The 11,832-nt window shown below is 34.8% G+C and carries 6 protein-coding genes; 5 read left to right on the forward strand and 1 reads right to left on the reverse strand.

Going from position 1 to position 11,832, the window contains the following annotated elements; all coding sequences use genetic code 11:
- Positions 1–184 precede the first annotated feature (184 nt).
- Positions 185–1,492 carry a DEAD/DEAH box helicase gene (locus DRF65_RS11805; protein WP_115970965.1) on the reverse strand — a complete coding sequence of 436 codons (1,308 nt, stop codon included), beginning with the start codon at positions 1,490–1,492 and terminating at the stop codon, positions 185–187.
- A gap of 431 nt (positions 1,493–1,923) precedes the next feature.
- Here DRF65_RS11805 and DRF65_RS11810 point away from each other — a divergent pair, with 431 nt between their 5' ends.
- From DRF65_RS11810 to DRF65_RS11830, 5 genes are all read left to right on the forward strand, one after another.
- Positions 1,924–3,813, forward strand: a complete 1,890-nt coding sequence (locus DRF65_RS11810) for a DNA methyltransferase (RefSeq protein ID WP_115971130.1) — start codon at positions 1,924–1,926, stop codon at positions 3,811–3,813.
- A 4-nt stretch (positions 3,814–3,817) separates the two neighbouring features.
- A complete protein-coding gene (locus DRF65_RS11815; RefSeq protein ID WP_115970966.1) occupies positions 3,818–6,367 on the forward strand; it encodes a DEAD/DEAH box helicase family protein in 2,550 nt (849 codons plus the stop codon).
- A 225-nt stretch (positions 6,368–6,592) separates the two neighbouring features.
- Complete coding sequence (gene rpsA, locus DRF65_RS11820; RefSeq protein WP_115970967.1) at positions 6,593–8,383, forward strand: 30S ribosomal protein S1; 1,791 nt, start codon at positions 6,593–6,595, stop codon at positions 8,381–8,383.
- A gap of 299 nt (positions 8,384–8,682) precedes the next feature.
- A complete protein-coding gene (locus tag DRF65_RS11825; RefSeq protein ID WP_115970968.1) occupies positions 8,683–10,116 on the forward strand; it encodes a T9SS type A sorting domain-containing protein in 1,434 nt (477 codons plus the stop codon).
- Positions 10,117–10,248: 132 nt separating this feature from the next.
- A complete protein-coding gene (locus DRF65_RS11830; RefSeq protein WP_115970969.1) occupies positions 10,249–11,673 on the forward strand; it encodes a T9SS type A sorting domain-containing protein in 1,425 nt (474 codons plus the stop codon).
- Positions 11,674–11,832 lie beyond the last annotated feature (159 nt).

Genomic DNA, 11,832 nt, shown 5'->3' on the forward strand with positions numbered 1-11,832 from the left:
TACACGAAATAGTTCGTTTCTATGCATTCGTTTAGTTCACTTTATTTTCTCTGGTTCTTCAGTATTTAATTATTATCTAATTTATTACTAAATCCTTTTACAAATCTAAAGGCATTCGTGGCAATTTAAAACAACTCTTATTAGCAGTATTCAATTTATCGAAGATAAATCCTGAGCTTATCCTTTAATAAGCAACTTCCATTTTTACTTTTTTACCTTTCAGTTTTTCATTCTGAAGCTTTTTCAAAACAGTATTCACCTTATTTCTGGCAACCGCAACATAGGAAGTAGTGTCTTTTACTTCAATAGTACCTACATCTTCTTTTTGTAGTTCTCCTTTTTTAAGCAGATACCCTACGATATCAACTTTATTTACTTTATCTTTTTTTCCTGCGCTGATATAAATAGTCTGGAAAGGTGTTTTTTGCGGAACCTGGGTGAATCCGGCAACACTTTCTTCAGGCGTATCATTTTTGATGAACGGGAAATTTTCCTCTTCCGTCATAATCAGGTAGACAAAACCTTTAGCATTCATTCTGGCAGTACGTCCGTTTCTGTGGATGAAAGCATCTTCTTTTGGAGGAAGCTGATAATGTACGATAGATTCCACTTCAGGAATATCCAGCCCACGGGCAGCTAAATCTGTTGTGATAAGGATTCTTGCGGAATCGTTTCTGAATTTCAGTAATGCACGTTCTCTTTCATCCTGTTCCATACCGCCATGGAAGGTTTCTCTGTCAATACCCATTTGATTGAGAAGTTCAGAGATACGGTCAACAGCATCACGGTGATTACAGAAAATCAGAGTTCTTTTGTTTCCGATTTTACAAACCAGATTGAAGAGAGTATCCAGTTTTTCTTCAGAAATAGTCATTACTTTTCTTAACTGAATATCCGGTTTTACTTCATTCTCTTTAAGGAAGCTGATGATTTTTTCATCTTTCAAGCCTGTAAATGCAGGAATTTCATCCATTGCTGTTGCAGACGTTAAAATTCTTTGAGAAAGTCCTTTTAAAGAATTACAGATAAATTCCATATCATCATGGAAACCTAGCTCCAATGCCTTGTCAAATTCATCCAGAACCAATGTTTTGATCGTTTTAGGATCAAAATTATTATTTCTTACGTGATAAGTAACTCTACCCGGAGTTCCGATTAAAACAGCCGGAGCTTCAATTAAATTATTGACTTCAATTTTTTTATCATGTCCACCATAGCAAACGGAAACTTTAAAATCTGTTCCCATCGATTTGAAAACCTGTTCAATCTGTAATGCCAGTTCTCTGGCAGGAACTAATATCAATGCCTGAACTCCCTGAACATCTTTTTTCAGATTTCTGAGAACCGGAAATAGAAAAGCAAGGGTTTTTCCTGATCCGGTAGGAGAGAGCAGTACAATATCAGTATTGTTTTCAGACGCTTTATAAGTAGATTTCTGCATCTGATTCATATCCTGAATCTGCAGCTTTTGATAAATTGATTGTAGTTCCATGGCGCAAAGATAATGAATTTTAGAGTTTGAGAATGTTAGAGTTTGAGTGTTTTAGGCTGATAGAGTCATAGTCTGTGCTTCTGTCATTCTGAATGGAATGTAACGCAGTGAAGAATCTCAAAAGTAATAATGGTCTGCAACATCATCTATACTTATTGAATTATTAAGACTTTTTTCTTTCAATTATAGATGCTTCAACTTCGTTCAGCATCACAGCTCTAATGCGATGATGTTTAATTATACATTGTCAGGCTGAGCGGAGTCGAAGCCTTTTAATATAGAGGTAACAGATTTTTAAATAATAGACAATCCGCTGACTGAATAATAGACAATTCACTTGCGAAGCAAAAATTCACTATTGACGTTTTATGGGAAACCGTAACTGTTTAAGTTTTAGAGGGGATAAATTTGAAGCAACAAAACTTACTGCTATGAAACTCTATCAAACCTTAGAAAATCAAATTAAGAAAGAACCTAACTACGTTTCCGATAACGGAGAAATAAAAAAATGGGTGGTACTCAACAAAGCACAAAACTTCGATGAAGAACTGATTGGATTGTTATTAGAAGACGCAGACTTAAAGGAGAAATTTTTCGTACAAATAAAAGAGGTCTGGGTATTTAAACAAAATCTTTTCATCCAGTTTCTTGAACAGAAAAATTATCTCAACGACAGTTATACCCAGTTTAAAAATAAAGTAGGATTAACCATTGATGGCAAGCATCTGAAACAACGTAACGAAGTATCATTGGTCTGGCCATTTAAAGACTGTATTCTGGAGGGTGGTCAAAGCCGTGAAGAAGATAAAAGAGAAGAAATTTTCTTTAATGAAACTCTCGCACAGGATGAAATTACCGAATTACTGGATCCAAAAGTATTGACGAATGCCAAACGGTTTGATAAAGACGGGGAACATTCTTTTGATCAATTCAATAGAAATGAAAGTGGGATCATTACAGATAACCTGATCATCAAAGGAAACAATCTTTTGGCACTGCATTCTTTGAAAAAAGAGTTTGCGGGAAAGGTGAAGCTGATTTATATAGATCCGCCTTATAATACAGGGAATGATGGGTTTAAGTATAATGATAGTTTTAATCATTCTACTTGGTTGAGCTTTATGAAAAATAGACTTAGTATTGCACGAGAATTATTAAGAAATGATGGGCTTATTTTTATTCAGTGTGATGATAATGAACAAGCATATTTGAAAGTATTAATGGACGAAATTTTTATAAGAGAAAATTTTGTGAGTAATATTGTTTGGAAAGGTAGAGGTGGAAGGCAGGATAGCAAATTTATTGCACAGATCCATGAAACAATTATTTGCTTTTCAAAAAATATTTCTGAATTAGAACTGTTTAAAAATACTGTCGAAGATACATCTAGTTATTCATTGAAAGATGAGAAAGGTAATTATAAAATCCAATTAATTAGAAAATGGGGAAGTAATAGTAGAAGAATTGATAGACCTAACTTATATTATGGAGTTGAATTTAAAAATGAAGTTGTTTTTCCAATTATGCCTGATGGAACCGATGGTTGTTGGAGGTGGAGCCATACTAAGCTTAAAAAATCAATTGAAGATGATAATGTAATATTAATTGAAAAAGAAGGAAGAAAAGAGTTATATGAAAAAATATATGAAAAAGATGGTACAAAGCAAGTTGTCTTTAATTCTTGGATTGATGAATCATTTTCTGGACAAGGTGCAAAAACTCTTAAAGATATTTTTAGGACTAAAATATTTGATTATCCTAAACCTGAACAATTAATAGCTAAATTAATTGAAATATCTACTTTAGAAAACGACATCATTCTCGACTACCATCTCGGAAGTGGTACAACAGCATCCACAGCTCATAAAATGAACCGCCAATACATCGGAATAGAGCAGATGGATTATATAGAAACTGTCGCTGTAGAACGCTTGAAAAAAGTTATTGATGGTGAGCAAGGCGGAATTTCCAAATCCGTAAACTGGCAAGGCGGTGGCTCTTTCATCTACCTCGAACTCAAAAAATACAATCAAACCTTCATTGAAAAAATAGAAGAAGCAAAAGATGAAGAAACGCTTCTTCAGGTTTGGGAGGAAATGAAAGCAAAATCTTTTCTGAACTATAATGTAGACATTCAAAAACAGGAACAATGTATTGAAGATTTTAAATCATTAACCCTACAGGAACAGAAACAACATCTTTGCGAGCTGCTCGACAAAAATCAATTGTATGTCAATCTTTCTTCCCTTAATGATGGAGATTTTGAATGTACACCGGAAGAGCAGAGTGTAACCAGAGAATTTTATCAACTTAAAAACTAAGCAGATGGCATTTTTACACGAAATATTCAATAATCCGTTTGCCCGTAAGGCTTTGGCAGATGTTGTTTTGCCTAATGTGATTGCTGATAATCTGAAATTTGGGATTCGTCCTTATCAGGAAGAAGCCTTCAGACGTTATTTATATACCGAAAGGGAAGATTTTGATGGCAAACCTAAGAAGCCCCTGCATCTCCTTTACAATATGGCGACAGGAAGTGGGAAAACAATGGTGATGGGTGGTTTAATGCTTCATCTGTATGAAAAAGGATATCGTAATTTTCTGTTTTTTGTCAACAGTAATAATATCATTCAGAAAACGAAAGATAATTTTCTTAATCCACATACGTCCAAATATTTATTTAAGGAGAAGATTGTCGTCAATGGGAAAGAAGTTTTTTTGAAACAGATCGATAATTTTGACGAGTCAGACCATGAAAACATCAATATCAAATTTACCACAATCCAGCAGCTTCATATTGATTTAAACAATACCAAAGAAAACAGTGTGACCTATGAAGATTTCCAGGATAAAAAGATCGTTCTGATAGCTGATGAGGCCCATCATCTGAACAGTGGGACAAAGAGCGGAAACCTATTTGGAAGCTGGGAAGAGACCGTTCTGGAGATTCTGCGGCAGAATTTTGAAAATATCCTTTTGGAATTTACTGCCACCTTAGATTATGAAAGCCGGGAAATTGTGGAGAAATACAAGGATAAAGTCATTTATAAATATGATCTTGCCCAGTTCAGAACTGATAAGTTTTCCAAGGAAATTAATCTTGTTCGCTCCATGTATGATGAACAGGAAAGAATTATTCAGGCATTGATTTTAAATTTGTACCGTCAGGAATTGGCGGCCATTCATCATATTAATCTAAAGCCCGTTATTCTTTTCAAAGCTAAAAAAACGATCAAAGAATCGGAACAGAATAAAGAAAATTTCCATAAGCTGATTGATGATTTTTCTGAAAAACTGATAGAAAAGATCAGAAAAACTTCCACAGTTTCTATTATTCAAAAGGCTTTTGATTTTTTTGAAGCCAGAAATATTTCGAAACATGATATTGTAAAAAGGATACAGGCTAACTTCAGAGAAGAAAATTGTCTGAGTGCCAATAATGATTCAGAAGCAGAGAAAAACCAGATTTTACTCAATACGCTGGAAGAAGAAAATAACCCGATTCGTGCCGTATTTGCGGTCCATAAGCTCAATGAGGGCTGGGATGTTCTTAATTTATTTGATATTGTAAGATTGTATGAAGACCGCGACGGGAAAGATGGAAAGCCTGGAAAAACAACCCTTTCCGAGGCTCAGTTAATTGGTCGTGGAGCAAGATATTATCCGTTTGCTGTGGAAGAAGGAGAAGATAGATTTGTACGGAAATATGATGACGATATTTCAAATGATCTGAAGATTTTAGAGGAACTGTATTACCACACCAAAGAAGACAGCCGTTATATTTCAGAACTTAAAAAGGCATTGGTAGACTCAGGAATATACGAAGATGAGACCAATCTTGAGACAAAACAGCTAAAATTGAAACCTCTATTTAAAACCTCAGAATTATATAAAAACGGAGTGGTATTCTCTAATAGAAAAATTCCCAAAAATTTTAATCAGATAAAGTCCTTTAAGGATCTGGGAATTATTAAACCCAGGTTTAGTCATCAGTTATCTTCAGGAAGTGGAAGAACATCCAATGTCTTTTTTGAATTAGAGAAACCAGTTCCTTCTGATGAGGGAATAAAGTCTGAAGGAATCAAAATTCAGGATATTCAGAAGCATGTAGTCAGATATGCCTTAAGCCGGAATCCTTTTTACTACTTTGATCATCTTTCGCGTTATTTTCCCAATATAACATCTATCTGGGATTTTATAGTGGATGAAAAATATTTGGGCGGAATGGAAATCATATTCTATGGAACTCAAAACCGTCTCCAGGAAATTTCACATTTTGATTACCTGCAGGCACTGAACGGATTGTTGCAGAATATAGAAGCGGATATTAAGCATAATGCTCCGGATTATGAAGGGTCTTCATTCCAGGCACAGCCTATTCATGAAGTTTTCAGAGATAAAGAAATCAGGGTTAAAAAAGATAGTGAAAGAGCAAAAGGGCAGGAAAGTGTGGTTTTGGATGAACCTTGGTATGCCTATAACGCGAATTATGGAACCAATGAAGAAAAAAGATTTGTAGAATTATTTGCCAGACGCTTCAAAGGTCTAAACCAAAAGTTTCAGGATATTCATCTGATCCGTAATGAAAGGGAAGTTAAGATCTTTGATAAGTCAGGACGTGCTTTTGAACCGGACTTTATTCTGTTTTGCAGTCAGAAGAAAGATAAGCAGCTTACTTATCAGGTTTTTATAGAGCCTAAAGGGACTCATTTAATTGATTATGACAGGTGGAAAGATGATTTTTTGAAAGAAATGGGAGATGAAAAAAACACCATTACCATTCATACTGATCATTATTTAATTACCGCTGTACCATTTTACAACCATGAAACTGAAAGAGAGTTTGAACAGGCTTTGGAAAAAATATTTATGTAATCTCTGAATGTTCTTTTATTATTAAATATTGACAATCAATTGTTTGTAGAGTAAATTAGTGAATTTGAAAATATTGTTTATCTCAAATAAAATTTCTATCTTTGCACCCACTTTTGTGGCGAAAAGGTTTGAAAGGTAAATTACTTACAATTAATTACTTCCGTATTTTTTAATCCTCATTTATTCAAACCGTTAAAAAAGAAGGGATACAAATTTTATTAGAAAATGTCAAAAGAGACAAATTCAGCAGAGGTTTTATTAAACCACAACGTAGCACCAGAACAATTTGATTGGGATTCTTTCGAATCAGGTCTTGATGCAGATGCGAGAAAAGAAAAAAGCGATTTAGAAGAAATCTATAACGGATCTCTTAACAGCCTAAACGATAATGACGTTTTAGTTGGTAGAGTTGTAAGATTAACTGATAAAGAAGCTATCGTAGACATCAACTTCAAATCTGAAGGTGTTATTTCTCTTAACGAATTCCGTTACAACCAAGGCCTAAAAGTAGGTGACGAGGTAGAAGTAATGGTTGACAAAAGAGAAGACAAAACTGGTCAGTTACAATTATCTCACAGAAAAGCTAGAACGCTTAAAGCTTGGGATAAAGTAAACGAACTTCACGAAACTGGAGAAATCGTTAACGGTTTTGTTAAATCAAGAACTAAAGGTGGTATGATCGTTGACGTTCACGGAATCGAAGCATTCTTACCAGGTTCTCAAATTGACGTTAAGCCAATTAAAGATTACGATCAGTTCGTAGGAAAAACTATGGAGTTCAAAGTTGTGAAAATCAACCCTGAGTTCAAAAACGTAGTTGTATCTCACAAAGCATTGATCGAAGCAGATATCGAAGGTCAGAAAAAAGAAATCATCGCTCAGCTTGAAAAAGGTCAGGTTCTTGAAGGAACTGTTAAGAACATTACTTCTTACGGTGTATTCATTGACTTAGGAGGTGTTGATGGATTGATCCACATTACAGACCTTTCTTGGTCTAGAGTGAACCACCCATCTGAAATCCTTGAGGACGGACAAACTGTAAAAGTTGTAATCCTTGATTTCGATGATGAGAAAACAAGAATCCAGTTAGGTATGAAGCAATTAGAAGCTCATCCTTGGGATGCTCTTTCTGCTGACATGAAAGTTGGTGACAAAGTAAAAGGAAAAGTAGTAGTTCTTGCTGACTATGGTGCATTTGTAGAAATCGCTCCAGGTGTTGAAGGATTAATCCACGTTTCTGAAATGTCTTGGTCTACTCACTTAAGATCTGCTGGAGATTTCGTAAAAGTAGGTGATGAAGTAGAAGCTGAAGTATTAACTTTAGATAGAGAAGACAGAAAAATTTCTCTTGGTATCAAGCAGTTGTCTAAAGATCCATGGGAAAACATCGAAGCTAAGTATCCACTAGGATCTAAGCATGTAGGAACTGTAAGAAACTTCACTAACTTTGGTGTATTCGTAGAGTTAGAAGAAGGTATCGACGGATTAATCTACATCTCTGATCTTTCTTGGACTAAGAAAATCAAGCACCCATCTGAGTTCTGTGCAGTAGGTGATAAATTAGATGTTGTAGTTCTTGAATTAGATATCCAAGCTAGAAGATTATCTCTAGGTCACAAGCAATTGACTGAAAACCCATGGGATAAATTCGAAACTAAATATGCTGAAGGAACTATCCACGCTGGTAAAGCAGTAGAAGTTCACGATAAAGGAGCTTCTGTACAATTCGAAGATGCTGAGGTTGAAGCTTTCTGCCCTTCAAGATTATTAGAGAAAGAAGATGGATCTAAAATCAAGAAAGGTGAAGATGCTCAATTCAAAGTAATTGAATTCAACAAAGAATTCAAGAGAGTTGTAGTTTCTCATACAGGGATCTTCAGAGACGAAGAAAAGAAAAACGTTAAAGAATCTTCTTCTAGAAACGTATCTTCTTCTTCAAACAACGAAGAAAGATCTACTCTTGGAGACATCGATGCATTAGCAGAGTTGAAAAGAAAAATGGAAGAAGGTAAATAATCTTTGAACCATTTATAAATAAGGAGCCGCTCATTTGAGCGGCTTTTTTTGTGCTGTATTTTCAGGAGCTGTTTCCCGCTATCCACTCATACTCCTCGCTCCTTATCTCTCCAACGCATGCTGTGGGGTAACCGTTGCTATCGGGGCTAGGAAGAGGCCGGGTAGTGGGTGTTTGTTATTTTATATATTTACTTTGCTTTTTATTTATATTTTTCTGTTTATTATTTAATTATGTTAAAATATTTCACTAAATAAAGAAAAAGTGTTATTTTCATTACACTAAATTTAAAACTTTAACTATGAAAAAAACATGTTTATTTTTCTTCATGATATTTCTGATGTCATGGAGTAATCTTAGCGCACAGCGTGACTATATCATTATGGTGGATAATGGAGGTTCGATCAATAAACAGGATTATGTTCTAATGAGGCGCGGTGTTATTAAGTTAATAGAGCAGCTTTTAGCCTGTAATCCAGAAAACAGAGTAGCGGTAGTGCAATATGGAACCGGTATATTGGATAATGATACCGGAATATATAAGCCCTTAATTTATATTGAGTCTGATTTTACCAACGATTTTTTTACTGCACAGAATTTTGAACGCCGTTTGGATTTTGGAGATTATTTTCAGCAATCTCTGGGGTTGATTAGAAATGCTATGTTGGGGATTTCGAACCCTGATATTGTAAGCCCTCAAAAAACACTGAATATAGAAAAGGACCCTAATTTTATTGTATTTACTGATGCAGAGAGGGCGTCAGGTGGTCTCAGTTCTTATCTTGTAGATCCTGCTTATGCATCCAATTATGGTTCTTATGATGCATTTGCTGATGTGATGGATTTTAAAAAAGGACTTTCTGTAGCTTTTCCGATGAGATTTACTGTAATTCATGCGAATGTAAACAATGATGCCATTAAGGCTGCAGCATCTATTGCAGACGGTGACGGGCCGTATTCTGGCCCTCTTGAAGCGGTTCCTGGAGATCCAAGTAATGGTCATTCAAGATTGTATTTTAATAGGGATAATGGGTTTCATATGGTGCCAAGTGAAATTAATTATTGGAAGAATATTGCGGAAAAGATATGTCATTCTGGTAATATTGGAGCCTTAGATTTTCTTTACGAACCAGGGCATTGTATATACCAGGCTGGTACTATTGTTGGAAGCTATTATCTTCTGTCTGGTGCTACTTTGCAAGAGCTTAAGGTTGATATGATCAATTTGGAAACTGGTGAAGTGTATCCTGTAGATTCTCATCCTGTGTTTGAAGCGGGAAATCATTTTAAATTTTATTTGAATCTTAATAGTTTTGACAAGGCGGTAATTGCAGGTGCAACAGGCTGGTATAAGCTCAGGCTGACGATGATTTCCAATGCTTCCACTTCTCCAATATATAGCTGGAATAGATATCCGTACTTCTTTTATGATGTTGATATGGATTTAGGTATGGATTGTCCGGGACCTATGGTAGCAAAATCTTTATCAGAAGAAAAGCTCTTCAAGCTGACTCCTAATCCTACCAATGGAATAGTTAAAGTAATCCTGAATAAAGAAGTTAAATCAGGAACATTGGAAATCAGAGATCTGGTAGGAAATACAGTTTATAACAAGATATTGCGTGATGAAAAAGAAATAGAAGTAGATCTGAGCTCTCGAAAAGAAGGAGTTTATATTGTTAATGTAACAACAGGTAAAAACGAAATCTACTCAGAAAAGATCATCAAGAAATAATTAAAATTAAAACTGTCTCTCGAGGCAGTTTTAATTTTAATAAAGCAATTTATTGTAAAAATTAAATTAATTTCAATAATTATGTAAAAATTTTAAATCATTTCAATAAAATTAAATTTAAAACTTTTAACTATGAAAAAAACAATTTTATTTTTCTTCATGACATTGATGATGTCGTGGAGTACTCTTAGTGCGAAGGCTGACTATATCATTATGTTGGATAATGGAGGTTCTACAACTAAACAAGAATATATCAAAATGAGAAGAGGTGCTATTAAGTTAATAGAACAGCTTTTAGCTTGTAATCCTGAAAATAGAGTAGCGGTGGTGCAATATGGAACCGGAGTTTTTGATAATGATACCGGGGTGTATAAACCTTTGATTTATATTGAATCTGATTTTACTAACAATTTTTTTACCGCCCAGAATTTTGAACGGCGTTTGGATTTTGGAGATCATTTGCATCAGTCTTTAGGGTTGGTCAAAAATGCAATAATGGAAGTTCCGGATCCTGATATTATAAGTCCTCAAAAAACACTCAATGGGAATAATATTGAAAGGATTATAGTGTTTACTGATGCAGAGAGGGCTTCAGCTGGTCTTGATTCTTATCTTGTAGATCCTGTTTATGCATCAAATTATAATTCCTATGAGGCATTTGCCAATGTAATGGAGTTTAAAACGAATACGACAATGGGTGGCTCAATAAGATTTACTGTAATTCATTCAAATACAAATAATGATGCTATTGAGGCTGCAGCAGCTATTGCGAGCCCTGATGGGCCCTATTCCGGGCCACTTGAAACGGTTCCTGGAGATCCAAGTAATGGTTATTCAAGATCTTATTATAATAGGACTGTCGGATTTGGTTTGCGTGATTATGAAATAAATTATTGGAAAGATTTGGCTGCATATATATGTTATTCCAATAGTAGAGGAACTTTGGATTTTCTTTATGAGCCAGGGTGGTGTACATATCAAGCTTCTAATCTTATTGGGAAATATAATCTTGCGGCTGGAGTTACACTGCAGGAGCTTAAGTTGGAGTTAATCAATTTACAGACTGGTGAAATATATCCTGTGGAATCTGATCCTGTGTTTGGAGCTGGAAATTCGTTTACTTTTAATTTCTCTCCCTATAGCTTTTCTCATGTATTGAATGCAGGATCAACAGGTTTGCATAAGTTCAGGGTAACGATGGTATCCAATTCTTTAAATGGCCCTGAAGCATATAGTTGGAATGGATATCCGTATTTTGACTATGATATTAATATGGATTGTCCAGAACCAATAGGCAGAAAGTCTTTAGCAGAAGAAAAGATCTTTAAACTTACCCCTAATCCTACAAGTGGTTTGTTTAAGGTAATGTTCAATAAAGAAGTTAAATCAGGAATTATGGAGATCAGGGATTTAGTTGGAAATACAGTATGTAACAAAGTGCTTCGTGGAGAAAAAGAAATAGAAGTAGATTTGAGTTCCCACAAAGAAGGAGTGTATATAGTGAATGTAAGAACAGACAAAAACGAAACCTACTCAGAAAAAATCATCAAAAAATAAATAAAAAATTAAACTGTCCATCCGGGCAGTTTTTTTCTGAATTTATTAATGAAAAAAATAGTAATTCTCGCAAATAAGGTTGGAGAGCATGATAGCAGAATCGAATTCTCTACTTTGAGAAAAAAATAAATTATTAATTAATTTTTTTTATGCTTTGTT

This window comes from Chryseobacterium pennae (assembly GCF_003385515.1).
In the GTDB taxonomy this organism is placed as follows: Bacteria; Bacteroidota; Bacteroidia; order Flavobacteriales; family Weeksellaceae; genus Chryseobacterium; species Chryseobacterium pennae.